The following is a 24406-nucleotide window of genomic DNA, read 5'->3' on the forward strand; positions in this document are numbered from 1 at the left end:
TCGGCACCCGCTCCACCGCCGAACCCCACCGCCGAACGCTGCCGAACGAGAGCCGAACGGGCCGTTCCTAGCGTCGGGTCCGTACTCGCTCGGACACCGGTCCACCCTCGACCTCCCAGGAGCAGACATGTCGCGCACGCCGTCCTCCCTCCGCCCGGCCCCGGCGATCACCGACGCCGCCGACCTCGGCACCGTGCTCGGCGTCTGGGCCCATCCCGACGACGAGGCCTTCCTCTCGGCCGGCCTGATGGCCGCGGCGACGGAGGCCGGCAACCGGGTGGTCTGCGTGACCGCCACGCTCGGCGAGCACGGCACCGCCGAGCCGGAGCGCTGGCCCCCGGAGCGGCTGGCCGCGGTCCGCGCGCACGAGCTGCGGGCGTCACTGGCCGTCGCGGGCGTCACGGAGCACCACCTGCTGGGCCTCGTCGACGGGACCTGCGCCGCCCAGCCGCACGACGCCCTGGTGTGGCGGCTCGCCGGCATCGTCGGCGCCGTCGCCCCGGACACGATCGTGACGTTCGGCCCGGACGGCATGACCGGGCACGAGGACCACCAGACGGTCTCGGCGTGGGCGACCGAGGCCCGCGCGCTCGCCGCGCCCCGGGCCCGGCTGCTGTACGCGACCACCACCGAGGAGTTCGTGCAGCGCTGGGAGCCGGCGCGGGAGGCCTTCGACGTCTTCCTCGTCGACGGCCTGCCGCTGCGCACCCCGGCCTCGGCGCTGGCCGCCGAGCTCCGCCTCACGCCCGCGGAGGTGGACCGCAAGATCGTCGCGCTGCGGGCCCAGGCGTCCCAGACCGGCGGGCTGATCGCCGCCGTCGGCGAGGAGCGGTTCCGGCAGTGGTGGTCGACCGAGGCGTTCGTGGCCGCCGAGTCCGTGTCCGCCCGGGCCCGCGAGTGGGGAACCTGGCGGGTGGCGGCATGAGCACCTGCCGGAGCGAACCCGCGACCGCGGAGGCCGGGACGTCGCCGGCCCGGCGGGCCCTGACGGACTGCGCCGCGGTGATCGTGGCCTACCTCCCGTTCGGCCTGACGCTGGGCGCCACGCTGGCCGCCACGAAGCTGCCCGCGTGGGTGGCCTGGGCCTCCTCGCCGCTGCTGTTCAACGGGGCGGCCCAGCTCGTGGCGGTCACCCTGCTCGACGGCGGCGCCGGAGCCGTCGTCGTGGTGCTCGGGGCGCTGGTGGTCAGCGCGCGGATGCTGCTGTACGCGGCCTCGCTCGCCCCGTACGCGGCGGAGTGGCCGCGCCGCTGGCGGTGGATCGGCGGGTACGTGCTGACCGATCCGGTGTACGCCCTGGCGATCGGGCGTTTCGGCCGCCCGGACCGCGGCGGCGGGTCGCGCGAGCGGCTCGTCTACTACCTCACCGTCGGCGTCACGCTCTGCACGGCGTGGCAGCTGATGACCGGGGCCGGGGTGCTGCTCGGCGGCCTGCTGCCCGAGTGGCTGCACGTCGAGCTCGCCGCGCCGCTGACCTTCCTGCTCCTGCTGCTGCCGATGCTCACCGGCCGCGCCGCGTACGCCGCCGCGGCGGCCGCCGGCGCGGCCGCGGTGAGCGCCATGACCCTGCCCCTCGGTCTCGGCCTGGTCGTCGGGGCCACGGCGGGCATCGCCGCGGGCGTCGCGGTCGACGCGTGGCGCGCGCGGACGTCACGACCGAAGGGAGTGCGTGATGCGTGAGCTGCTCGTCCTCGTCGCGATCGGCGCGGGGACCTACGTGATGCGGACGGCGTTCCTGGTGCTGGCCCGGCCCGAGCCGCCGGCGCCGCTCGCGCGGGTGCTGCTGCACGTCGGCCCCGCGGTCCTGGGCGCCATCGTCGTGCCGGCGCTGCTCGCCCCGCACGGGGCGGTCACCGTCGCCGGGACGGTGCCGGCCCTCGTGGCCGCGGCCGGGGCCTGGGTGCTGTGGCGCCGGACGCGGAACCTGCCGATCGCCCTGTTCGGGGCCCTCGCCCTGGCCCTGCTGACCACGGCGGTGTTCCGGTGAACGCCGGGGTCCGGATCACCGAGCTGGGGCCCGGCCGGTTCGACGTGCTCGACGCCGTCCTCGAGGCGCTGTCGCCGACGAGCCGCTACCTCCGCTTCCACACGCCGGCCCCGCGGCCGACCCCGGACGTGCGGGAGGCGCTCGCGGCGGTCGACGGGCGCTCGCACATCGCCGTCGCGGCCTTCACCGAGGACGGCCGGCCGGTCGGGATCGCCCGGTTGGTCGCCGTCGCCGACGGCCCCTCCGATCTCGCCGTCGAGGTCGTCGACGAGTGGCAGGGGCAGGGGATCGGCGCGCGGCTGGTGCGGAGCGTGGTCGAGCTCGGCCGCGCGGCCGGGCACCGGGCGGTGCACGCCGACGTGCTCGCGGAGAACGTCGCGGCCCAGGCGCTGTTCTTCACCGTGTTCCCGGCGGCGATCGCCGTGTCGGGCGCGCACGAGGTCGGCTTCGCGGCGGAGCTGGCGGGCCCGCGGGTGCCGTGTGCGGCCTGAACCGTCTTGTCTGTCCGATATGTCCCGCCCAGGCCCTCGCTGGCCCGTTCGGTCGTCGTCCGGTCGTCCGCCCGGCCCTGACATCGGCCGGGCCCGGCCGGGACGCTGACGGGCAGGTGCCCGGCTCGGTCGGCCGTGCGGAGGTGACGCCGCGATGCTGCAGGTCACCCTCCTGGGCGAGCAGGTCGTCCGGGACACCGGAGGCGCGGTCCGGGTCCGGTCGTCGCGCAGCCTGCTGCTGGTCGCGTTCCTCGTCGTGCACGCGGGCTCCCCGCAGCCCCGGCAGCGGATCGCCCCGCTGTTCTGGCCGGACTCGACGGACGACCAGGCGCTGACCAACCTGCGGCGCGAGCTCCACCATCTGCGCAGCCTGCTCGACGACGGGGCGTCGTTGGTGGTGACCCCCCGGGACCTCTGTTGGCAGGACGCCCCCGACTGCCGGGTCGACGTCCGGGAGTTCGCCCGGTCGCGGACCGCCGCGCTGGCCGCACGGGCGCGGGGCGACACCGACGAGTTCCTCGCCCACGCCGGCACCGCCCTCGACCGGTACCGCGGCGAGTTCCTGCCCGGCGGCACGGAGGACTGGGTGCTGGAGGCGCGCGCGGCGCTCGAGGAGCAGTGCGTGGAGCTGCTCGACCGCGTAGTGGAGGTGCGGGCCCGCTCCGGCGACCCCGCCGAGGCCGTCGGGCCGGCGAAGCGCCGGGTGCAGCTGCGGCCACTGGAGGAGGCCGGCTACCGGACGCTCATGGCGTTGCAGGCCGAGGCGGGGGACCGGGCCGGGGCGGTGGGCACCTACCACCGCTGCGCGTCGGTCCTCGAGCGCGAGCTCGGCGTGTCGCCCGACCCGCTCACCCGCACCACGCTCAACCGGGTGCTGGCCCGCGGCGGCCCCGCACCGGCACCGACCACGGCCCCCGCGCGCGCCGGCCGGGCCGGCACCCAGCTCGTCGGGCGGGTCCGGGAGCTGCGGCTCCTGCAGGACCGCTGGCGCGCGGCCGCGGCCGGCCACCCGGGCCTGGTCCTCCTGCACGGCGACGCCGGGGTGGGCAAGACGCGCCTGATGACCGAGCTGTCCGACCGCGTCCGTCGCGGCGGCGGCGTGGTCACCGGCGCACAGTGCTTCGGGACCGCGGGCCGGCTGGCGCTCGCACCGGTGGCGGACTGGCTGCGCACCCCGGCGATCCGGTCGGCGCTGACCGGCCTCGACGACGTCTGGCGCACGGAGGTGGAACGGCTGGTCCCGGCGACGCGGACGCGGGCCGACCCCGGGCCGCCGGCCATGGTCGACGCCTGGCAGCGGCACCGGTTCCACGAGGGCATCACCCGCGCCCTGCTGCACCTCGGCCGCCCGGTCCTGCTGACCATCGACAACCTGCACTGGTGCGACCCGGAGACCCTCGCGTTCGTCACGTTCTGCCTCGCGCTGACCCCGGACGCCCCGATCCTCGTGGTCGCCACGGTCCGCGACGACCCGGACGACCACGAACCGGGCCTCGCGCAGTGGATCACCCGCATGCGGGCGACCGGTCTCCTCACGGAGATCCGGGTGCCGCCGTTCGACGCCGCCGACACCGCGACGCTCGTCGAGGCGATCACCGGGCGGGCCCCGGAGCCCGGCGCCGCGGCGCTGCTGCAGGCCACCACGGGTGGGTTCCCGCTCTACATCGTCGAGACGGCGCGGGCCGGCGACGGGTCCGGCGCGGCCCCGGACGGCCGGGTCACCGCCGTGCTCGTCCGGCGGCTGGCGCAGACGAGCCAGGCCGCCCGCGAGATCGCCGGGCTGGCGGCGGCGGTCGGCCGGGACTTCACCCTCGACCTGCTCGCCGAGGCCGCCGACCACGACGCCGACGCCGTGGTCGGGGCCGTCGACGAGCTCTGGCGTGCGCGGATCCTGCGCGAGACGGCCGACGGGTACGACTTCTCCCACGACCTCCTGCGCGACGCCGCGTACGCCCAGGTCAGCCCGCCCCGGCGGTGGCTGCTGCACCGGCGGGTCGCGCAGGGTCTGGAGATCCTGCACGCCGCCGATCCCGACGGGATCTCGGCCCAGCTCGCCGAGCAGTACGCCCGCAGCGGGAACAGCGAGCGGGCCGTCGCGTGCTACCGGCGCGCCGCCGACGTCGCGGCCGGGATGTTCGCGCACTGCGAGGCCGTCCGGCTGCTGGACGAGGCGCTGGCGATCGTGCGCGCCCTGCCCGAGGGCGGGGACCGTACCCGGCGCGAGCTGACCCTGCTGGAGGCGCTGGCCGCCCCGCTGAACGCGCAGCTCGGGTACTCCGCGCCGCGGGTGCGTGCGACCCTCGAGGAGGCGATCGACCGGGCCGAGGCGCTCGGCCGCCGGGACTCCCTGCTCAACGGGCTGGTGGGGCTGTGGGCCTCGCTCTTCGTGCACGGCGACACCGAGGAGGCGCACCGGGCGGCCGGGCGCGCGCTGACCCTGGTCGAGCCCGGCTCCGAGCTGAGCGGGCCCGCGCACTTCGCCTACGGGGGCTCGGTGCTCAGCCTGGGCCGGCCCGCCGAGGCCCTCGAGCACCTCACCCTGTCCGCCGGGTTCGGCGGGTTCCACCCGCTCAGCATCGGCACCCGCTCCGACGTGCACGGGCGGGCGTTCGCGGCGCACGCCCACTGGCTGCTCGGCGAGCCCGATGCCGCCCTGACCAGCAGCGCGGACGCGATCGCGCTGGCCCGCACGACCGGCAACGCCTACGTCCTCGCCGTCGCGCTGGCCTACGGGGCCATCACCCACCAGCTCCGCGACGACCGGGCGGAGCTCGACCGCGTCGTCGACGAGCTGCGGGGGCTGTGCGACCGCTACGGGTTCGCCTACTACGGCGACTGGGGCCTGGTGCTCGACGGGTGGTCGCGGACCGACGCCTCCGGCACCGAGCTCGTGCGCGCCGGGATCGCCAGCCTCGAGGCGCACGACGCCTTCGCGCGGATGCCGTACTGGCTCTCGCTGCTCGCCGACCGCTACGACCGGGACGGCCGGCGCGACGAGGCCGTGGCCACCCTCGACGCCGCCCTCGCGGCCGGCCGGGCCCACGACGACCTGTGGTGGACCCCCGAGGTGATGCGGAGGCGGGCGGCGTACGACGACCGCGGGAACGGTGCCGTGCGCGGCGTCGCGCGCCTGCGGGCCGCGGCCGACCTGGCCGCCGAGCAGGGGAGCGTCGCCCTGCTCGCGCGGTGCCGCGCCGACCTCGAGGCGCGCGGCGTTCCGGCCGCGGCGTTCGGCGTTCGCCCGGCCACCTGAGCCCGGCGCGCGGCCCGAACGGAGGGTGAACGGCACAGTCGGAGCATCGGTGGGTGTCGCGTCCGAGCACGTCGGAGGCACCGATCGAGAAGGAGCCAGCGTGACCACCACGCCTGCGCGCACCACCGCCCCGTATCCCGACCTCGCGGCCGCCCTGCGCGGCGAGCTGATCCTGCCCGGCGATCCGGGCTACGACGCCGCCCGCGCCGTCTACAACGGCATGATCGACCAGCGGCCGGCGGCCATCGCCCGGTGCCACGACACCACCGACGTCGTCGCGGCGGTGCGGTTCGCCCGCGCCCACGACCTGGAGATCGCCGTCCGCAGCGGCGGGCACCACGCCGCCGGCCTCGGAGTGCGGGACGGCGCGCTGACGATCGACCTGTCGGCGATGCGGAGCACCACCGTGGACGCCGGCGGTCACACGGTCCGGGTCGACGCCGGATGCACGTGGGGCGATGTCGACCAGGCCACGGTGGCCGTCGGCATGGCCACGCCGTCGGGCTTCATCGCCTCGACCGGCGTCGCCGGCCTGGCGCTCGGCGGGGGCATCGGCTACCTCACGCGCCGGTTCGGCCTCACGGTCGACAACCTCGTCTCCGCCGAGGTCGTGCTCGCCGACGGGCGCGTGGTGACGGCGAGCGCCACCTCGCACCCGGACCTGTTCTGGGCCTTGCGCGGCGGCGGCGGCAACTTCGGGATCGTCACCTCCTTCACCTTCCGCTGCCACGAGATCGGCGACCGCGGGACCGTCGTCGCCGGCCCGGTGTTCTACGACATCGCCGACACCGCCGAGGTGCTGCGGTGGTACGGCACCGTCGTGCCGTCCCTGCCGGAGGAGCTGAGCGGCTGGTTCGCGCTGCTCACCGTCCCGCCCGCCCCGCCCTTCCCGGAGGAGCTGTGGGGTCGCAAGGCCTGCGGCATCGTCTGGTGCTACACCGGCCCGCACGACCGGGCGGACGAGGTGCTGGCCCCGGTCCGGGAGTTCGGCTCGCCGCTGCTCGTCGGCCTGCAGCCCATGCCGTTCACGGTCCTGCAGAGCACCTTCGACGGCCTCTACCCGCCCGGTCTGCAGTGGTACTGGCGGGCGGACTTCTTCGACGAGATCTCCGACGCCGGCATCGCCGTGCACGAGAAGTTCGGGCCGCGGCTGCCCACCGGGCACTCCACGATGCACCTGTACCCGATCGACGGCGCCGCGGCGCGCGTCGGCGAGGACGAGACCGCCTTCGCCTACCGCGACGGCGGGTGGGCCGGGATCATCGTCGGGGTCGACCCGGACCCGGCCAACGCCGAGGCGATCACCCGGTGGACCCGCGAGTACTGGGAGGAGCTGCACCCGACCTCCGCGGGCGGCGCCTACGTCAACTTCCTCATGGAGGAGGGCGAGGACCGGGTGCGCGCGTCCTACCGGGGCAACCACGACCGGCTCGCGCGGGTCAAGCGGCGCTACGACCCGGGCAACGTCTTCCACCTCAACCAGAACATCGCGCCCGCCACGGACGCCTGACCGGCCCGTCGGCCGCTGCGGCGGGCGGGGCGAGGGGTCCCGCCCGCCGTTCGGAGCCGGGTCAGAGCCGGTCGAGGAGGGCGCGGGTGAACTCCGCGGTGCCGGCCGCGCCGCCGAGGTCCCGGGTGCGGACGCCGTCGGCGAGCTGGGCCCGCATGGCGCCGACCACCTCGGCGCCCGCCTCCGGGTGCCCCAGGTGGTCGAGCAGCATCGCGGCGGACCAGATGGCGCCCAACGGGTTCGCGAGGTCCTTGCCGGCGATGTCCGGGGCGGAGCCGTGTACCGGCTCGAACATCGACGGGAACTCCCGCTCCGGGTTCAGGTTGCCCGACGGCGCGATCCCGATGGAGCCCGCGACCGCGGCGGCGAGGTCGGACAGGATGTCGCCGAACAGGTTCGAGGCCACGATCACGTCGAAGTCCGCGGGCCGGAGCACCAGCTTGGCGGCGAGGGCGTCGATGTGCTCGCTGCGCAGCGCGACCCCGGGGTGCGCGGCCGCCCGCTCGGCCACCACCTCGTCCCAGAACGGCATGGTGTGCACGATGCCGTTGGACTTGGTCGCCGAGGTCACGTGCCCGCGCCGGGACTCGGCCAGGCCGAAGGCGTAGTCGGCGATCCGGGTGATCCCGGCCCGCGTGAACACCGCCTCCTGCACGGCCAGCTCCGAGGCCAGGCCGCGGTTCATCCGGCCGCCGATCTCGGAGTACTCGCCCTCGGCGTTCTCCCGGACGACCACGAAGTCGACCTCGCCGGACTTCGCGCCGGACAGCGGGGACGGCACGCCGTCGAGCACCGCGATCGGCCGCAGGTTGACGTACTGCGCGAACGCGCGGCGGATCGGGATCAGCAGGCCCCACAGCGACACGTGGTCCGGGACGCCGGGCCAGCCGACCGCTCCGAGCAGGATCGCGTCGTGCGACCGGATCCGGTCGAGGCCGTCGGCCGGCATCATCGCGCCCTCGTGCGCGTAGCGCTCGCAGGACCAGTCGAACCCGTCGTAGGCGAAGGAGATCCCGTGCCGGCGGCCGACGGCGTCGAGCACGGCGGTCGCCGGCGGGAGCACCTCCTGCCCGATTCCGTCGCCGGGGATGAGCGCGATCCGGTAGGTCGTTCCCGCCATGCCCTCACCTTGGCAGCCCGCCCCCCGCCGCGCTGGGGGAGCCGACCGCACCTCGGCTTTGAGGCAGGTGCATCTGGCGGATCACCGCGGCGTCGCGCAGAGTGGGGTGTCGGGAGGGAACGATGACGTTTCGCAACGGTTCGGGGACGGACCCGGACACGCAGCTCGACGTGGTGGTGATCGGCGCGGGGTTCTCCGGCCTCTACGCCCTGCACCGGCTGCGCGGCGAGGGCTTCCGGGTACGGCTGCTCGAGCAGGGCGGCGGGGTCGGCGGCACGTGGTACTGGAACCGGTACCCGGGCGCGCGGTGCGACTCCGAGAGCTACTACTACTCGTACTCGTTCGACGAGGAGCTCCAGAAGGAATGGGAGTGGACGGAGCGGTATCCGGAACACTTCGAGATCCGTGCCTACCTGGAGCACGTCGCCGAGCGCTTCGACCTGTACCGCGACATCGACCTGCACACCCGGGTCGAGTCCGCGGAGTTCGACGACGCCACCACCACGTGGACGGTGCGCACCGGTGAGCGCACGCTGACCTGCCGGTTCCTGGTCACGGCCGTGGGCTGCCTGTCCACGGCGAACGTCCCGGACATCCCCGGGCTGGACACCTTCGCCGGCGAGTGGTTCCACACCGGGCGCTGGCCGCACGAGGGCGTGGACCTCGCCGGGAAGCGGGTCGGGATCGTCGGGACCGGCTCGACGGGGATCCAGGCGGTGCCGGTGGTCGCGGAGCAGGCCGCGCACCTGACCGTGTTCCAGCGCACCGCGAACTACAGCATCCCCGCCCGCAACGGCCCCGTCTCCGCCGCGGAGCGGGCCGAGGTGAAGGCGCGCTACGACGAGATCCGGCGGATCCAGCGGGAGTCGACGAACGGCCACCCGTTCCTGATCAGCGAGGTCTCGGCGCTCGAGGTCGACGACGCCGAGCGGACCGCGATCTACGAGCAGGCCTGGGAGCGAGGGAGCCTGAAGTTCCGGGCCTCCTTCGCCGACCTGCTGACCAGCCGGGAGGCCAACGACACGGCGTCGGACTTCATCCGGGACAAGATCCGCGCGGTCGTCCGCGACCCGGGGACGGCGGAGAAGCTCACCCCGCGCGACCACGGCTTCGCCACCAAGCGCCCACCGATCGACACGGACTACTTCGAGGCCTACAACCGGCCGAACGTCTCCCTGGTCGACGTGCGCGCCGACCCGATCCGCGAGATCACCCCGGCCGGGATCCGCACGAGCGAGGAGCACCCGCTCGACGTGATCATCTTCGCCACGGGCTTCGACGCGATGACGGGCCCGCTGCTCGGGTTCGACATCCGCGGCGCGGGTGGGATCCCGCTGCGGGACAAGTGGTCCGCGGGCCCGGTGACGCACCTCGGGCTGCAGGTCGCCGGCTTCCCCAACCTGTTCACGATCACCGGGCCGGGCAGCCCGTCGGTGCTGTGCAACATGCCGACCGCGATCGAGCAGCACGTGGAGTGGATCGCGGACTGCCTCATGCACCTGCGGGAGAAGGGGATCTCCCGCATGGAGACCACGGAGGAGGCCGAGCGGGACTGGGTGGCGCACGTCAACGAGGTGGCGCACCGGACGTTGCTGCCGCAGGCGTCGACGTCGTGGTACCTGGGGGCGAACGTCCCCGGCAAGCCGCGGGTGTTCATGCCCTACGCGGGCGGGTTCGCGGCCTACGCACGGACCTGCGCGGAGGTCGCGGAGAACGGCTACGAGGGCTTCGTGCTCTCCGCCTGATCGGCGCGGCGCGGCGTTCTCGTGGGGAGCGCCGCGGCGCCCGCGATGATCACCAGCCCGGCGAGGGGGACGACGAGCAGGCCGGCGCGCAGCGAGGTCGCGTCGGCCACCAGCCCGACGACCGGCGGCGCCACCAGGAACCCGATCCGCAGCAGCCAGCTGACGACCGTCAGGCCGGCCCCGGTGGGCAGCCCCGGCAGCTCGTCGGCCGCGTGCATGGCGGCGGGGATCAGCGTCGCGACCCCGAGCCCGGCCAGGCCGAACCCGACGATGGTGCCCGGGACCGTCGGGAAGGCCAGGGCCAGCCCCATCGCCACGACCACGATCGCCGCGCCGCCCCGCGCCACCGCCCGCTGGCCGAAGCGGTCGACGAGCCGGTCGCCGACCACCCGGCCGAGGAACTCCAGCGCCTGCAGGGCCACGAACCCGAGGCCCGCGACCGCGGCGGCCGCGCCGAGGCTGCCGGACAGGTAGACGGCCGCCCAGGAGGCGCCGGAGTCCTCGACCAGGGCGCCGGCCGAGGCGATCACCCCGAGGACCAGCACGACCAGCAGGGCGCGCCCGCCCGCTCGGGACCTCAGGCGCGCCGGCGACGCGGCGGGCTCGCGTTCGGCGTCGTCCGCGCCGGGGAGCAGGAAGCGGTACGCGACCAGCGCGACCGTCACGAAGACCGCGGCGGAGACGCCCAGGTGCAGGCCGAGGGGGAGCGCCAGCCCGGCCGCCGCGGACCCCATCAGCCCGCCCAGTACCGATCCGGCGCTCCAGGTGGCGTGGAAGGAGTTGAAGATCGAGCGGCCGTAGCGGCGCTGGACGCGCAGGGCGTGCGCGTTCTGCCCGACGTCGACCACCGCGTCCGCCGCTCCCGCCACGAACAGCGCCCCGGCCAGCAGGCCCCAGCTCGGGGCCAGCCCGGCGAGCAGGATGCCGACGGCCACCACGACCATGCCGAAGCTCGCCACCCGCGAAGAGCGGAACCGCCGGACCAGGGCCGACGCCGTCAGCCCCGCCAGCAGGGCCCCGAGCGGGAAGGCGGCCACGGCCGTGCCCAGCTGCGCGTTGCTCAGGTCGAGCGAGGCCTTGATCTCGGGGTAGCGGGGCAGCAGGTTCGCGAAGACCGCCCCGTTGGTGAGGAAGACGGCGGCGACCGCGATCCGCGCCCGCCGCTCCGTCCGCCCCGGTCTCGTCGTGCCGGTGTCCCCGGTCGTGCCGCTCGCCATCGGGAGGAAGCGTACGGAACGGGACGGGGGTTCCGCCTGCCGGTTCGGCGGTGGGGCGGCGGACGTCACGGCGGGGTTCCTGTCGCCTCGAGGCCGCTTCGAGACCAGGTGAGGGGGTAGCCCGGAACCATGACCGACCGGGTCGGTACCCCGCAGCGGAGGGCGCCACGGGCGCTGCTCGTGACGTGATGCGGCACGGACCCCCGCCGGACGCGTTCGCGGTGGTGATGGCCACCGGGATCCTCGCCGTCGCCGCGACCGCGCAGCGCTACCGGCCCTTCGCGCTGGTCCTGTTCTGGATCGCGGCGGCCGCGTTCGTCGTGCTGCTCGGCTGGGTCGCCGTCGGTGCGCCCGGCGGGGCGCGACGGCTCAGGCAGGAGGCGCGTACGCCGGACGTGGCGCTGCGGTCGTTCACCTTCGTGGCGGGGGCGACGGTGCTCGCGGCGGCCGTGCAACAGCTCTTCGGCGGCCCGGGTTGGGCGGTGGAGCTGCTCGCGGCGGCGGGGTTCGCCGTCTGGCTGGTCCTGCTGCCGCTCGCGGTGTCCGACGTGCGGGCGCGGCGGCTGCAGGAGCTGCGCGACCAGGTGCACGGCGCGTGGCTGCTCGTCTCCGTCGGCACGTCGGGGCTCGCCACGGCCGCCGCGGACCTCGCCGTGCGTCTGCACGTCCGCGTGCTGGTCGCCGCCGCCGCGGCGCTGTGGATCCTCGCCGTCCTGCTCTACCTGCTGCTCGTGGCCCTGGTGATCTGGCGGCTGACCAGCGAACCGCTGACGCCGGACGAGGTCACCCCGGACAGCTGGGTGCTGATGGGCGCGCTCGCGATCAGCGCCCTGACCGGCAACCACGTGCAGGCGGCCCTGGCCGCGTTCGGCGCCACCCCGGGCGCGGCCGCCGCGCACGGGCTCACCGTGGCCGCGCAGATCGCGGCGATGGCGTGGATCGTCCCGCTGCTCGTCGCCGAGGTGTGGACGGCGGGAAGGATCCCGGGCTTCCTGTCCTACCGGGGGTCCTGGTGGGCGGCCGTGTTCCCGCTCGGCATGTTCTCCGCCGCCTCGGCCGCGACCGCCCGCACCTGGCCGCTCGCGCCGCTCACCACCCTGTCGCTGGTGATGTTCTGGAACGCGCTGGCGCTCTGGGCCATCGTGGCGGGCGGGCTCCTCCACCAGGGCGCCGACCGCCTGCTCCGCATCAGGCGGGCGGCACGACCCGACCTCCGCTGACCCTTCCCTCGCGCTACGCGCCCGCCGATGCGGCCGTCAGGCGGCGGACGCCACGGCGGGCTCCAGGCCGACCGCCCGGCCGACGGCGCGGGCCAGCGCCCGGGCGTGGTCGCCGGCGGTCTCCCGCGCGACGGCGTCGTGCCGCCAGGCGATCACGCCGTCCGGCCGCACCAGCAGCGCCGAGCGCGGCCCGAGCCCGCAGCGACGGGCGATCCGGTCGCCGACGGCCGGGACCGTGACGGGCACCGGCAGGTGCGCGGCCGCGGTGCGCCAGTCGGCGTCCCCCGCTCCGGTGAACAGCGTGAACCCGGGCCCCAGCAGGTCCAGGGCGGCGCGGCGGCCGCCCTCGTCGCGCACCCAGACGTGCGGGAGGCGCTCGCCGGGCCGAGCGGACCCGGTCCCGACGTGGACGGCGCCGTCGGCGGCGTCGGTGGCGACCGTGCACGACCGGTAGGCCAGCCCGAGGTCACCGGTCAGCCCGTCGATCGGGTCGGGCCCACCCGGGCGCAGCGAACGCAGGGCCCGCGCCCGCCCGACCGGCTCGCGCTCCTCGGCCCTGACCGGCGTCGGCTTCCTCGACCGCAGCGCCGGGCAGGCCCGGGCCGAGCGCGGCGGCCTCGAGCAGCGCCGCGTCGTAGCCGGCGGCGGACGCCTCGAACTGCGCGGCCCGGGCCGCCCACAGCGGCCCCAGGTCCCCGCCCCACTGCGCCCACTGCTCGGCGTTCGACGCGGCCACGCCCGGGCCGGGCGCCATCAGACGCCGTGGAGCGGCAGCAGCGGCGGGCTGGTCCAGCGGGCGGCCGGGTCGAGCAGGCCGTCCGGGTCGACCTCGGCCCGCAGCGCGTCGAGCCGGGCGACGGTCTCCGGGCCGAACCCGGCCCGCAACCGCTCGACCGCCTCCGGGTCGACGCCCCCGGCGATGTTCGTCGTCGTGCCGCCGGTCGACCACGGCAGCATCCGCTCGACGATGGTGGCGAGGGCGCCGGACACGTGCTCCGCGATCGGCGGCACCAGCATCCCGACGGAGTCCAGGAAGTACGGCGCGCTCCGCCCGGCCACCGCGTTGGGCACCGCCGGCGGCCGGGCGAAGGCCGCGCCCAGCAACCGGATCTCGCTCAGCACGAACGGCAGGCCGGCGGCGGGGGAGGTGGCCTCGGCGAACGCGTCGAGGGCCGCGTCGGGCAGCTTTGCCAGCAGGACCCCGCGGTCGACGAACGGCATCGGGTCGACCGGGTCGGCATGGATCGCGGCGAACGCGGGGACCGGCAGCGGACCGACCGCGTCGAGCAGGGGCTCGGGCAGCGCGGCGCGCAGGGGCGCGATCAGCCGCTCGCCCTCGGCGACGTCGCCGACGAACGCGAACCGGACGTGCACCACGGCCTTGCCGCGCAACGGCTCCGGCACCATCGGCAGGTCCGGCAGGTTGAGCCGGGCGACGGAGGGGTTGGCGGTCTCGGGCAGCGCCTCCGCCCAGTCCCGCCAGATCCGCAGGACGCGCGGGACGTCGGCCGTCGTGGCGTCGACGAAGATCCCGCCCCCGTACAGCGCGGGCACCTCGACGAGGTCGATGGTCATCGCGGTGACGATCCCGAACGCCGCGCCGCCGCCGCGCAGGGCCCAGAACAGCTCGGGATCGTGCCCGGCGTCGACGGTGCGCAGTACGCCGTCGGGCGTCACGACGTCGATCGACCGGACGTTGTCCGCCGCCCAGCCGAAGGTCCGGCCGATCGGGCTCAGCCCGCCGCCGAGGGTGTAGCCGACGACACCGGCGCCCGGCGAGGAGCCGCACAACCCGCCGAGGCCGTGCGGGGCCGCGGCGTCGAGGACCTGCTGCCAGCGCACCCCGGCGCCGAGGGTGGCGGTCCGGGACGCGGGGTCCACGGTGAGCGTGTCGAGGTCGGAGGTGACGACCAGCACCGTCCCGGGCCCTGCGGCCGCGGCCCCGTGCCCCGTGGCCTGCACCGCCACCCGTCGGCCCGTGGCGCGGGCGTACCCGACGGTCGCGACGACGTCCTGCGCGTCGGCCGCGCGGACCACGTAGTCCGGGCGGTGCTCGGTCGCGAGGTTGAAGCCGACGGCGGCGTCGGCGTAGCCCTGGTCGGCGGGCGCGAGCACCGCGCCCGTGACCAACGAGCCGAGCTCGGGGATGTCCGTGGTGAGGCTCATGCGCTGCTCCTGTGCGTGATCGATCGTCCGTGATCGAGCACGTATGGATCAGGGGTCCCGTTAACGCCCGTCGTCAAAGCTGGGGACGGGCTGCGGCGCGGGCAGGTGCGTACGTACCGCCCCGCGGCCTACTCCGAGAACGACGACGGCCCCGGGCGGAGGGCCCGGGGCCGCGCGTCGGGAAGGGTCTGGTCCGCCGAGCACGTGGAGATCGAGGACTGTGTCCTGTCCGGGAAGGGCCGCTGTCGAACGTTCGCGGAGCTCTGTCGAACCGCTCGATCGGGAGAGGGTCGGCGTTACGGCCGCTCTTCGACCACGATCGCGTGCGAACGGCGCGGACCCGCCGACGCAGTCAGCGCCGCGCCCGGGATGCAGACCTACGCCGCTGCCGTGGACGAGCCGGAGCTTGCCGGTCCATCACAGGTGATCAACCTGTACGGGTCCGAGACAGCTGATCAACGGCGCGGGCTCCGGCCCTCGGCTCACGACAGGAGAACGTGGCCCACAAGATCACTTTTCATGGAGGCGAAGCGTCGAAATCCGACCGTGCCGGTCCACGACCAATGATCATGCCAGAGCCGGGTCGCTTGATCAGCCGTCATGGACGCGCAGGGTCGGAATACGACCGTGCCGGTCCACGACCAATGATCATGTCCAGAGCCGGGTCGCTTGATCAGCTGTCGTGGACGCGCAGGGTCGGAATCCGACGGTGCCGGTCCACGACCAATGATCATGTCCAGAGCCGGGTCGCTTGATCAGCCGTCATGGACGCGCAGGGTCGGAATACGACCGTGCCGGTCCACGACCAATGATCATGACCGAGAGAGGAGGCATCCGGGCGACCCCGCCGGGCTTCGTCACGGTCACGTTCACCGCCGGGGTCTGATCCCCGGCGGCGATACTGCCCGGCCTGGCACCCCAACGGCACGTCGACGCAATCTCCTCACGGACGTCCACGCGCGGGACCGGCGTGCTTGTCCGAAGTTCGGGCCTGCGACCCGCATACGTGCAGGTCACAGGCCCGAAAGTGATCCGTCTCAGTCCAGGTAGTCGCGCAGGACCTGGGACCGCGAGGGGTGGCGCAGCTTGGACATGGTCTTCGACTCGATCTGGCGGATCCGCTCCCGGGTCACGCCGTAGACCTGGCCGATCTCGTCGAGCGTGCGGGGCTGGCCGTCGGTGAGGCCGAACCGCAGCCGGACGACGCCCGCCTCGCGCTCGGACAGCGTGGCCAGCACCGACTGCAGCTGGTCCTGCAGCAGCGTGAAGCTCACCGCGTCGACCGCGACGACGGCCTCGGAGTCCTCGATGAAGTCACCGAGCTGCGAGTCGCCCTCGTCGCCGATGGTCTGGTCCAGCGAGATGGGCTCCCGGGCGTACTGCTGGATCTCCAGCACCTTCTCCGGGGTGATGTCCATCTCCTTGGCCAGCTCCTCCGGGGTGGGCTCGCGGCCCAGGTCCTGGAGCAGCTCGCGCTGGATGCGGCCGAGCTTGTTGATGACCTCGACCATGTGCACCGGGATGCGGATGGTGCGGGCCTGGTCGGCCATCGCGCGGGTGATGGCCTGGCGGATCCACCACGTCGCGTACGTCGAGAACTTGTAGCCCTTCGTGTAGTCGAACTTCTCGACCGCGCGGATCAGGCCCAGGTTGCCCTCCTGGATCAGGTCCAGGAACGCCATTCCGCGGCCGGTGTAGCGCTTGGCCAGCGAGACGACGAGGCGCAGGTTCGCCTCGAGCAGGTGGTTCTTGGCCCGCTCCCCGTCGCGCACGATCCAGCGCAGGTCGCGGCGCAGCTGGGGGGAGAGCTTCTCCGAGGCCTCGATAGCCCGGCGCAGCCGCTCGGCGGCGTAGAGGCCGGCCTCGATCCGCTTGGCGAGCTCGACCTCCTCCTCCGCGTTGAGCAGCGCGACCTTGCCGATCTGCTTGAGGTAGGCGCGGACCGAGTCGGCCGAGGCGGTGAGCTCGGCGTCCTTGCGCGCCTGGCGCAGGGCCTCGGACTCCTCCTCGTCCCAGACGAACTCGGTCGACTTCTGCTGGGACGAGCGGGTGGTCGGGGCGCGACGGTTGGCGCCGGTGTTGGCCGGCTCCTCCTCCTCGTCGTCCTCGTCCTCGTCGTCGGCGGAGTCGTCGGCCGCCTCGGCCGTGTCCTCCTCGACCTCGTCGATCTCGACGTCCTCCAGCTCGACGTCCTCACCGAGCTCGGCGTCGTCGAGCTCGACGGCCTCCTCGTCACCCTCGGGCGAGGTCGCCTTCTTCTTGGCCGACGTCTTCGGGCCGGACTTCGCGCCCCCACGTGGGCGCGCCGGCCGGGACTTCGTCGCGGTACCCGCCCCGCGGCCACGACGGGCGGGTGCGGCCGCCGTCTCGTCCACGGTCGAGTCGGTTCGGGTTGCGGAGTCTGCGGCTGCCACCTAGGCCCTCTCGCTGCGTGCGCTTGCGGTCCGCCGGAGCTGCCGAGAACGCGGCGGGCGCTCCGGTCCGGCTGGCTTCGAGTGACTTCGCCTCGCCGGTCGCCGCCGTTTCTCGTGGGGTCGGCGCGCGTCCCGGGGGTGAAGTTCTCAGCCATTGTAACTGCGCCCCGGCCAGGTGCTCGTCGGTCGAGCCCTCTTCAGAGCACCCGCATCGGTTCAGAGAGGGCCCGGGCGGGCCGGACGGACGCCCCGCTGCGCCGGGCGGCACCCGGAGGGCCGGGCGGAACCCCTGCCGAACCCCTCGCCGACCTGCGGGCTGTGGTCGGATGGGGGACATGGTCCCCAGCAGCCCTCCCGGTACGGCCGGAGTACCCGGCACGGACACGACCACCCTTCCGGACGCCGCGGAGCTCGCCGAGCTCCGGCGTGTCGCGGAGCAGGTGGCGGGGGAGGCGGCGGCGCACCTGCGCACGCTGCCCGCGCCCCGGGAGACCGGCGCGGTCGACACCAAGAGCACACCCACCGACGTCGTCACGGAGTCGGACCAGGCCCTCGAGCGCCTCGTCCGGGACCGCCTGGCGCAGCTGCGGCCGAGCGAGCCGGTGTACGGCGAGGAGGCCGCGGGCGACGCCGCGGCCGCGCGCTGGGTCGTCGACCCCATCGACGGCACCGTGAACTACCTCTACGGGATGCCCTGGTACGCCGTCTCGGTCGCCGCGGTGCGCGACGGGGTGTCGCTGGCGGGGGCGGTCGTCGAGCCGGCGTCGGGGCGGGTGTGGAGCGCGGCGGCCGGGGCCGGCGCCACCTGCGACGGCGTGCCGCTGGGGGTGACCACGGAGACGGAGCTCTCCCAGGCGCTGGTCGCCTGCGGCTTCTCCTACGACGCGGGCCGCCGCGCCCGTCAGGCCGCGATGATGGCGGCGGTGCTCCCGCGGGTCCGTGACCTGCGGCGGACCGGGTCGGCGGCGCTGGACCTGTGCGGGCTCGCCGCCGGACAGCTCGACGCCTACGTCGAGCACGGCATCCACTGGTGGGACTGGGCGGCCGCGGCACTCGTCGCGCGGGAGGCCGGGGCCGTCGTCCAGGTGCGGCCCGCGCCCGGCCGGCCCCGCACGGACGGCAGGGAACTGGGGGAGGACGTGACGGTCGCCGCCGCGCCCGGGGTCGCGGCGGCCTTCGCGGAGCTCCTGCGCGAGGCGGGTGCGGCCGAGGTCTGACCCGGCTGCTCGGGGCGGTCCGTCCTGGCCGCTGGGTCCGACGTGGCCGCTCGGCCCGACCTGGCCGCTGGGTCCGACCTGGCCGCACGGGGCGGCCGGCACCGACCGTCCCGGGCGGTCGGGGTCAGCAGCGCGCGGCGTCGCGCGCCTCGGCCAGGACCTGCGGGTCGAGCTGCGGCGTGGCCACCTGCTGGCCCTCGCCCGTCTCCCCGGAACCCGGGGCGCCCAGCTGCTCCAGCGCGTCGCGCACGGCGCGGACGGGGTTGACGTCGGTGAAGGCAGTGCCGACGGCGACGTCGACCGAGTCGTCGCCGCGCTCGTCCTGGACCAGCTCGAGGCAGGGGAGGACGAGCTGCAGGGTGGCCGCGGCACCCTGGCCCGACTGCCCGAACCGCAGCTGGCCGTGGCAGTCGAGATTGCCGGTCGGGTAGAGCGAGTCGTTGTCCGGCTGGCGGGCTTCGCCGAAGCCGAGGTCGCCGAGTTGCGCGGCCACCAGGTTGGCCTGGCCGCGCTGGCCGCCGGCGTTGAGCACGGTCGCCCGGACGTTCGCGGGCGGTGTCGGGGCGGCCGAGGCCAGGGCGTCGGCGTCGAGCACGCTGCCCGCAGACCCCGAGGCCGGCGCGTTGCACGCGGCGAGGCCGGAGTCGGCGGAGGAGTTGACGAACACGATCGTCCAGGTCACCAGGGCCGCGACGGCGAGCGCGCCGACCGTGATCGCGACCGGCCGGGGCCGGCGCCGCCGGTAGGGACGCAGCCCCGCGCTCACGCGCCCACCCCAGCCGTAGACACCCCGTGGATCAGCACGGCGGAACCCTAACGCCCCCGGCGGGCGGCGACGGGTGGACGACACGGGTGGGCCCGATGCCGGGGGCTTGACCGCTCGGCTACCCTCTGCGCGCCGACGGGGGAGCCACGACGTTTCGCGGGGCCCGGCCGCGGGCCGGGAAGGCGGGTCCGCGCAGGGTCCCGACCGGCCTGCGCTCTTCCGCAAACGGGTGAGACCGGCGTCACTCCGGCGCCGGGCACAAACGCCCGTGGCCGGGACGTTGTGCAGCGGCACGACCGAAGACGAACAGTACTGAGGGTGGGAACGATGGCTACCGACTACGACGCACCGCGGCGCAACGAGGCCGACGACATGGCGGAGGACTCGCTCGACGAGCTCAAGGCCCGTCGGAACGAGGCGCAGTCGTCCGCGGTCGACGTCGACGAGTCGGACACGGCGGAGAGCTTCGAGCTCCCGGGGGCGGACCTCTCGGGCGAGGAGCTCACGGTCAAGGTCCTGCCGAAGCAGGCGGACGAGTTCACCTGTGGCAGCTGCTTCCTGGTGCACCACCGCAGCCGGCTGGCCGAGACCCGCGGCAACCTGTTCATCTGCCGCGACTGCGCGGCCTGACGGACGGCGCCGCCGGCCCGACCGGAGCGACACGACACACATCCGGCGCACGGATGTGACGCGGACCGACGAGGGCGTCCCGGGTGCCCGGGACGCCCCTTTCGGCGTTCTCGGGGCCGGTCAGGTCCGCGCGGCGCTCAGCGCGGCCACCAGCTCCTCCGGGCGGCGGCTGCTGACCACCCAGTACGGCACCGGGCTCGCGGGGTCGCGCGTCTCGATCCGCACGACCGAACCGATCCAGCCGCGGTGCAGGACGTAGGCGACGGGGTCCAGCTCGGGGCCCAGCGCCTGCTGCTTGTCCTTCTTGGACACGATCTGCGTACGGCCGATGTGCTCCAGCGCGATCCGTTCGTCGCCGGCGACCAGCTCGGTGCCGGTCACCCGGACCCGGACGCTGCCGAGCCGCCACACCACCAGCAGGGCCAGCGGGATCAGCACGACGTAGCCGATCCAGGAGCGCACTCCCGGATAGCCCATGTGGATCTCGGCGCCCAGCAGCACGGCGACGCCGCCGGCGAACAGGAACCACCAGAGCGGCGTACTCAACCGCTCGTCGAACCCAGGACGGCCGGACGTCGCAGGGCCGGTGCTGGACGGGTGCTCACTCACGACGACCCACTGTAACGTCGCCCGTTGTGCCCGGCCCGATCGATGCTCCCCCGCACGAGCCGACGGTCACGCCGCTCGTCGACGTGCTGCTGACCCGCCTCGACCCCGAGATGCCCCTGCCCGCGTACGCCCGGCCCGGCGACGCGGGGGCGGACCTCGCGACCACGTCCGACCTCGTCCTCGCCCCCGGCGAGCGCGCCGTCGTCGGGACGGGGGTCGCGATCGCGCTGCCCATGGGCTACGCCGGCTTCGTGCACCCGCGCTCCGGGCTGGCCGCCCGCGCGGGGCTGTCGGTCGTCAACGCGCCGGGCACGATCGACGCCGGATACCGCGGTGAGATCAAGGTGTGTCTGATCAATCACGACCCTCGCGAGGAGATCTCGCTGCGCAGGGGTGACCGGATCGCCCAGTTGGTCGTTCAGAAGGTGGAGTACGCGCGCTTCGTCGAGGTGTCCGAGCTCCCGGCCTCCGACCGGGGACCGGGCGGCCACGGCTCGACGGGCGGGCACGACCGGCTGGCAGGAGGGGACGGACCGTGAGCGTCCGCTACGGCGAGGACCTCGAGGACCTGGAGGCCGACGGCTCGGTGGAACCCGGGTTCTACGGCGAGTACGACGGTGAGTTCGACGAGGAGTACGACAGCGACTACGACGGGCCGGACTTCGGCCCGTTCGACGTGGCCAAGCTCGATCCCGAGATGACCGACGCGCTCACGCGGATGGACTTCGGCGCCGTGCAGGTGCCGATCCCGCCGCAGGGCAGCGTCGTCGAGCCGGAGGACGGCGCGCGGCTGTCCGCGGTGCACATTTCGATGCCGGGTGGTGGGCGGCTGTCGCTGTCCGCCCTCGCCGCGCCCCGCTCCGGCGGGCTGTGGAAGGACCTCTGCGAAGAGATCGCGGAGTCGCTGCGCGAGGGCGGCGCGACCGTGCGCTCCTACACCGGCGAGTGGGGCCGGGAGCTGCGCGCGACCACGCAGATCGCCTCCTCGGTGTTCGTGGGCATCGACGGCGAGCGCTGGATGGTCTACGGCGTCGCGGCGGGCCCGGAGGAGCAGGCGGAGCGGCTCGACGCCGAGATGCGGCGGATGCTGCGCGGCACGATCGTGGTGCGCGGCAAGTCGCCGTACCCGCCGCGGACGGTGCTGCCCCTGACGCTCCCGTCGGCGGTCGACGAGGCCCCCGATCCCGACGCCGAGGCCCCGCAGCCCAAGGCCACGCTCACCCTGCGGACCCGCTCGGTCACCCCCACCGGGGAGGCGGGGGAGTCGGTCGGAGCGGAGCCCGACCCTGCGACCGCTTCGGCTCCTGCCGGGGCCGGGCAGGTCGGCGCTCCGGGCGGCGCCCGGCCCATGGCGCCGGCGGCCTCGGCGGGGGCGCAGGGCGCGCCCGCTGCCGATGGGCCTGGTGTTGGTGGGCCTGGTCCTGGTGGGCCTGGTGTTGGTGGGCCTGGTCACGGTGCAGCCGGTGCCGGCGGGCCTGGTCTCGGTGGGCCTGGTTTCGGTGGACCTGGTCTCGGTGGGCCGGGCGTCGGTGGACCCGGTGGTACCGGTGCGGCGGGTGCGCCGCAGCCCGGCGTGCGGGGTCCGCAGCCCGGTGGTCCGGAGTTCGGTGGTCCGGAGTTCGGCGGCCCCGCGGGCGGTGGGCCCGGGAGCGGTCGCTTCGGTATGCCCGGGGGTGGCTTCGGTGGACCCGGGACGGATGGTCGCGGCTTCGGCGGTCCCGGCGTGGATGGTCCCGGCGTGGGTGGACCTGGCTTCGGTGGGCACGGCCCGGGCGGGCCTGGCGCGGGTGGACCCGGCTTCGGTGGGCACGGCTTCGGTGCGCCCTCGGCCGATGGCCCGGGAGCGGGCGGTCCGGTCGGCCCCGCGGGCGGTGGCCCGGCTGCTGGCGGGCCCACCTTCGGCGGCCCGGTGCTCGGCGGTCCTGGTGGCCACGGAACCGGTGGCCCCATAGCAGGTGGCCAGGCGTCGGGCGGCTTCGGCGGCCCGGGCACGGGTGCCGCGGCGTTCGGTGGCCCGGGCACGGGCGCCGCGGCGTTCGGCGGCCCGGCGGGCCCCGCGCCGTTCGGCGGCCCGGCCGGCCCGGGCGGGCGCGCGCCCGCCCCTGGTGCCGGCGGGCCCGGCACGTTCGGCGGCCCGAGCGGCCGGTACGGCGTCCCCGGTGGAGCGGTGCCCGGTGGGGGCTTCGGGCCCGGTGGCGGCTTCGGGCCCGGGGCCGAGCCGGGCGGCGCGCCCGGTGCTCCGGGTGGTGCTCCCGCGACCGGCTGGTCCGGCGCGTACGGCCCCGGTACCGGCAGCTCCTTCGCGATCGATTCGCCGTCCGCACCCGACGGCGCGGGCCGCCAGCCCGGAGAGTCGGGCGAGCGGGGCTCCCAGGGTGCCGGCCCGGACCCGCTCTTCGGTGGCCCCGCCGCGCCCTCGACGGGTGCGTACGCGGGCCCGGGCGGGTTCGCACCGGGTGGTGCCCCGTCGCCCACGGACGCCGCGGGCGCAGGCCGGGGCGGCCCGGCGAGCGCCGGCGAGACACGGGCCCTGCCCATCGTCGGAACGGGCGCGGCCGGAGCCGAGCCGCGGGCCGACCATGCCGTCGACGCCGCTTCCCCGTCCGCTCCGCGGTCCGCCCCGCACGGCGGTGGTTGGGCGACAGCGGAATACCGACCCGACTGGTCCGACGAGGAGCCGGCCGATCGTGGGCCGAAATCGGCGCCGCGTGCGTCGACCGGCGGTGCACGCCACGCGGAGCCGCGGGCCGACCAGGCAAGTGGTACGTGGGCGACCGGCGGCCGCAGCGCAGACCCGGCGCCCTCGGGCTGGGCCGACCGGCAGAACGGCTGGGCGACCGGGTCGGCGGAATCGGCCCGTCCCGGACCCGACCCGCAGTTCCCGGGACCGGATGCACCGCGTCCGGCCTGGGCCTCCGAGCAGCCGAGCGGCGGCTGGGCGGACGCCGCCGGGCAGCCGGCCGGGACGCCGGAGCAGCAGGGCGGTCACGGATCCCGGGAGGACCTGTACGGGGCGCCGCACGGCGGTCCCACCGCCGACGGCCGGCCGGACGGCTGGACGCCGACCGTGCACCAGCCGCCCGGTCCGGGCTACGAGACCGTCGACCGCGACTCGGGCCGGCTGCCGCAGTACGGGTACACCGCGTCGGGCTGGTCGGCGCACAGTGGCGGTCGCCAGATGACCGGGTTCGCTGGGGTCCGCACGGGCCCCGGGTCGCCGGCCGACGTCCCGACCAGCCTGTTCGACGCGCTCATGGCCGAGTCGTCCGACCGCGCCGCGGAGCACGGTTCCGCCCCCCGCAACGGCTCGCCCGACGGACACGGCCCGGTCAACGGCCAGGGCCCGCTCAACGGACACGCCGTCCACGGGAGCGTGAACGGTCACGGCGGTCCGAACGGCTCGGGCGGCTCCAGTGGCAGGGGTGGCTCCAACGGCTGGGGTGGCCCGAACGGTCACGGCCCCGGCAGGCCGAACGGCTTCGGCGCCCCCGGTGTCGGTGGCTCCAACGGCTACGGCGCTCCGAATGGCTACGGCGCTACCAACGACCACGGGGGCCCCAATGGCCACGGCGCCCCTACCGGTCACGGTGCCCCCAATGGTCAGGGCGCCCCCAACGGTCACGGCGCTCCGGACGGGCACGGCGCTCCGGACGGCTACGGCCGCCCGAACGGCCAGAACGGCTACGGCGGCCCGAACAGCCAGAACGGTTACGCCGGCCCGAACGGCCAGAACGGGCATGGCGTGCCTAACGGCCAGAACGATTACGGCGGCGCGACCGGCCGAAGCGGGTACGCCGGCCCGAACAGCCCCGGCGGCTACGGCGGCCCGAACGGCGATGGCGCGCCCGAGCCCGGCACGACTCCCGGACAGGGCGAGCCCGGTCCCGGTGGATACCGCCGCCACCGCGAGGGGTCGAGCGCCCGGCCGGCGCTGTCGTTCCTCGACGGCGACCCGCTGAACGGCGGCGACCCCGACCGCGGCCGCCACCGCCGGCCCGAGTAGGCCGCACCGGTCCGCCACAGCCGTGGCGACCGGCCGGCTCACGACCGAGGAGCGCGGC

20 protein-coding genes are annotated in these 24406 nt (G+C 75.4%); 12 read left to right on the plus strand and 8 right to left on the minus strand.

Going from position 1 to position 24406, the window contains the following annotated elements; all coding sequences use genetic code 11:
* Window positions 1-127: 127 nt before the first annotated feature.
* The 6 genes from LWC33_RS20725 (at window position 128) to LWC33_RS20750 (ending at window position 7241) form a co-directional block, all read left to right on the plus strand.
* The gene (locus LWC33_RS20725) at window positions 128-925 is read left to right on the plus strand and encodes a PIG-L deacetylase family protein (protein WP_233306081.1); all 798 of its coding nucleotides are present in this window, start codon (window positions 128-130) and stop codon (window positions 923-925) included.
* Window positions 922-1680 carry an AzlC family ABC transporter permease gene (locus LWC33_RS20730; RefSeq protein WP_233306082.1) on the plus strand — a complete coding sequence of 253 codons (759 nt, stop codon included), beginning with the start codon at window positions 922-924 and terminating at the stop codon, window positions 1678-1680. The genes LWC33_RS20725 and LWC33_RS20730 overlap by 4 nt, the downstream gene beginning before the upstream one ends.
* Window positions 1673-1987 carry an AzlD domain-containing protein gene (locus LWC33_RS20735; RefSeq protein ID WP_233306083.1) on the plus strand — a complete coding sequence of 105 codons (315 nt, stop codon included), beginning with the start codon at window positions 1673-1675 and terminating at the stop codon, window positions 1985-1987. Before LWC33_RS20730 ends, LWC33_RS20735 begins: the two co-directional genes overlap by 8 nt.
* The gene (locus LWC33_RS20740; RefSeq protein WP_233306084.1) at window positions 1984-2478 is read left to right on the plus strand and encodes a GNAT family N-acetyltransferase; all 495 of its coding nucleotides are present in this window, start codon (window positions 1984-1986) and stop codon (window positions 2476-2478) included. Before LWC33_RS20735 ends, LWC33_RS20740 begins: the two co-directional genes overlap by 4 nt.
* 154 nt (window positions 2479-2632) lie before the next feature.
* A complete protein-coding gene (locus tag LWC33_RS20745; RefSeq protein WP_233306085.1) occupies window positions 2633-5731 on the plus strand; it encodes an ATP-binding protein in 3099 nt (1032 codons plus the stop codon).
* 100 nt (window positions 5732-5831) lie between these two features.
* Window positions 5832-7241, plus strand: coding sequence for an FAD-binding oxidoreductase (locus LWC33_RS20750; protein WP_233306086.1), 1410 nt, complete (start codon window positions 5832-5834; stop codon window positions 7239-7241).
* 61 nt (window positions 7242-7302) lie between these two features.
* Here LWC33_RS20750 and LWC33_RS20755 read toward each other — a convergent pair whose 3' ends face one another.
* Window positions 7303-8361 carry a tartrate dehydrogenase gene (locus LWC33_RS20755; RefSeq protein WP_233306087.1) on the minus strand — a complete coding sequence of 353 codons (1059 nt, stop codon included), beginning with the start codon at window positions 8359-8361 and terminating at the stop codon, window positions 7303-7305.
* A 122-nt stretch (window positions 8362-8483) separates the two neighbouring features.
* Here LWC33_RS20755 and LWC33_RS20760 point away from each other — a divergent pair, with 122 nt between their 5' ends.
* On the plus strand, window positions 8484-10106 hold the full coding sequence (locus LWC33_RS20760) for a flavin-containing monooxygenase (RefSeq protein ID WP_233306088.1): 1623 nt from the start codon (window positions 8484-8486) through the stop codon (window positions 10104-10106).
* On the opposite strand, the gene LWC33_RS20765 is transcribed toward LWC33_RS20760, so the two are convergent.
* Complete coding sequence (locus tag LWC33_RS20765; RefSeq protein WP_233306089.1) at window positions 10079-11323, minus strand: MFS transporter; 1245 nt, start codon at window positions 11321-11323, stop codon at window positions 10079-10081. The genes LWC33_RS20760 and LWC33_RS20765 overlap by 28 nt on opposite strands.
* Before the next feature lie 188 nt (window positions 11324-11511).
* Here LWC33_RS20765 and LWC33_RS20770 point away from each other — a divergent pair, with 188 nt between their 5' ends.
* Window positions 11512-12543 carry a tellurite resistance/C4-dicarboxylate transporter family protein gene (locus tag LWC33_RS20770; protein WP_233306090.1) on the plus strand — a complete coding sequence of 344 codons (1032 nt, stop codon included), beginning with the start codon at window positions 11512-11514 and terminating at the stop codon, window positions 12541-12543.
* Window positions 12544-12579: 36 nt separating this feature from the next.
* Here the strand turns inward: LWC33_RS20770 and LWC33_RS36595 are convergent, their stop codons facing one another.
* The 4 genes from LWC33_RS36595 to LWC33_RS20790 all read right to left on the minus strand — a co-directional run bounded on the left by LWC33_RS36595 (window position 12580) and on the right by LWC33_RS20790 (window position 17123).
* A complete protein-coding gene (locus LWC33_RS36595; protein ID WP_372476664.1) occupies window positions 12580-13128 on the minus strand; it encodes an aromatic-ring hydroxylase C-terminal domain-containing protein in 549 nt (182 codons plus the stop codon).
* The gene (locus LWC33_RS20780) at window positions 13010-13297 is read right to left on the minus strand and encodes a hypothetical protein (protein WP_233306092.1); all 288 of its coding nucleotides are present in this window, start codon (window positions 13295-13297) and stop codon (window positions 13010-13012) included. The genes LWC33_RS36595 and LWC33_RS20780 overlap by 119 nt, the downstream gene beginning before the upstream one ends.
* Entirely contained in the window at window positions 13297-14709 is a 1413-nt protein-coding gene (locus LWC33_RS20785) for an FAD-binding oxidoreductase (RefSeq protein WP_233306093.1), read from the minus strand. The genes LWC33_RS20780 and LWC33_RS20785 overlap by 1 nt, the downstream gene beginning before the upstream one ends.
* Window positions 14710-15746: 1037 nt before the next feature.
* Window positions 15747-17123, minus strand: coding sequence for an RNA polymerase sigma factor (locus tag LWC33_RS20790; protein WP_308190975.1), 1377 nt, complete (start codon window positions 17121-17123; stop codon window positions 15747-15749).
* Window positions 17124-17458: 335 nt separating this feature from the next.
* Here LWC33_RS20790 and LWC33_RS20795 point away from each other — a divergent pair, with 335 nt between their 5' ends.
* Window positions 17459-18340 (plus strand): inositol monophosphatase family protein, encoded by an 882-nt coding sequence (locus LWC33_RS20795; protein ID WP_233306095.1) that lies wholly within the window; start codon window positions 17459-17461, stop codon window positions 18338-18340.
* Between the two features lie 124 nt (window positions 18341-18464).
* Here the strand turns inward: LWC33_RS20795 and cei are convergent, their stop codons facing one another.
* Entirely contained in the window at window positions 18465-19106 is a 642-nt protein-coding gene (cei, locus tag LWC33_RS20800) for an envelope integrity protein Cei (RefSeq protein ID WP_233306096.1), read from the minus strand.
* Window positions 19107-19433: 327 nt separating this feature from the next.
* On the opposite strand from cei, the gene LWC33_RS20805 reads away from it, so the two are divergent.
* Window positions 19434-19736 carry a DUF4193 domain-containing protein gene (locus tag LWC33_RS20805; RefSeq protein ID WP_037051919.1) on the plus strand — a complete coding sequence of 101 codons (303 nt, stop codon included), beginning with the start codon at window positions 19434-19436 and terminating at the stop codon, window positions 19734-19736.
* Window positions 19737-19856: 120 nt separating this feature from the next.
* On the opposite strand, the gene LWC33_RS20810 is transcribed toward LWC33_RS20805, so the two are convergent.
* On the minus strand, window positions 19857-20345 hold the full coding sequence (locus LWC33_RS20810; protein ID WP_233306097.1) for a DUF3093 domain-containing protein: 489 nt from the start codon (window positions 20343-20345) through the stop codon (window positions 19857-19859).
* 26 nt (window positions 20346-20371) lie between these two features.
* Here LWC33_RS20810 and dut point away from each other — a divergent pair, with 26 nt between their 5' ends.
* Complete coding sequence (gene dut, locus LWC33_RS20815; protein ID WP_308190976.1) at window positions 20372-20884, plus strand: dUTP diphosphatase; 513 nt, start codon at window positions 20372-20374, stop codon at window positions 20882-20884.
* Complete coding sequence (locus LWC33_RS35645) at window positions 20881-24348, plus strand: DUF3710 domain-containing protein (protein WP_308190977.1); 3468 nt, start codon at window positions 20881-20883, stop codon at window positions 24346-24348. Before dut ends, LWC33_RS35645 begins: the two co-directional genes overlap by 4 nt.
* Window positions 24349-24406: the final 58 nt, after the last annotated feature.

The sequence above is a fragment of the Pseudonocardia terrae genome (genome assembly GCF_021343995.1).
Classification (GTDB): domain Bacteria; phylum Actinomycetota; class Actinomycetes; order Mycobacteriales; family Pseudonocardiaceae; genus Pseudonocardia; species Pseudonocardia terrae.

Bases quoted from the DNA above. Each gene is read 5' to 3' on its own strand.
- LWC33_RS20735 (WP_233306083.1), top strand. From the start codon at position 1,673: ATGCGTGAGCTGCTCGTCCTCGTCGCGATCGGCGCGGGGACCTACGTG.
- LWC33_RS20765 (WP_233306089.1), bottom strand. From the start codon at position 11,323: ATGGCGAGCGGCACGACCGGGGACACCGGCACGACGAGACCGGGGCGG.
- LWC33_RS20770 (WP_233306090.1), top strand. From the start codon at position 11,512: ATGCGGCACGGACCCCCGCCGGACGCGTTCGCGGTGGTGATGGCCACC.
- LWC33_RS20780 (WP_233306092.1), bottom strand. From the start codon at position 13,297: ATGGCGCCCGGCCCGGGCGTGGCCGCGTCGAACGCCGAGCAGTGGGCG.
- LWC33_RS20745 (WP_233306085.1), top strand. From the start codon at position 2,633: ATGCTGCAGGTCACCCTCCTGGGCGAGCAGGTCGTCCGGGACACCGGA.
- LWC33_RS20760 (WP_233306088.1), top strand. From the start codon at position 8,484: ATGACGTTTCGCAACGGTTCGGGGACGGACCCGGACACGCAGCTCGAC.
- LWC33_RS20730 (WP_233306082.1), top strand. From the start codon at position 922: ATGAGCACCTGCCGGAGCGAACCCGCGACCGCGGAGGCCGGGACGTCG.
- LWC33_RS20805 (WP_037051919.1), top strand. From the start codon at position 19,434: ATGGCTACCGACTACGACGCACCGCGGCGCAACGAGGCCGACGACATG.
- LWC33_RS20725 (WP_233306081.1), top strand. From the start codon at position 128: ATGTCGCGCACGCCGTCCTCCCTCCGCCCGGCCCCGGCGATCACCGAC.
- LWC33_RS20795 (WP_233306095.1), top strand. From the start codon at position 17,459: ATGGTCCCCAGCAGCCCTCCCGGTACGGCCGGAGTACCCGGCACGGAC.
- LWC33_RS20755 (WP_233306087.1), bottom strand. From the start codon at position 8,361: ATGGCGGGAACGACCTACCGGATCGCGCTCATCCCCGGCGACGGAATC.
- LWC33_RS20785 (WP_233306093.1), bottom strand. From the start codon at position 14,709: ATGAGCCTCACCACGGACATCCCCGAGCTCGGCTCGTTGGTCACGGGC.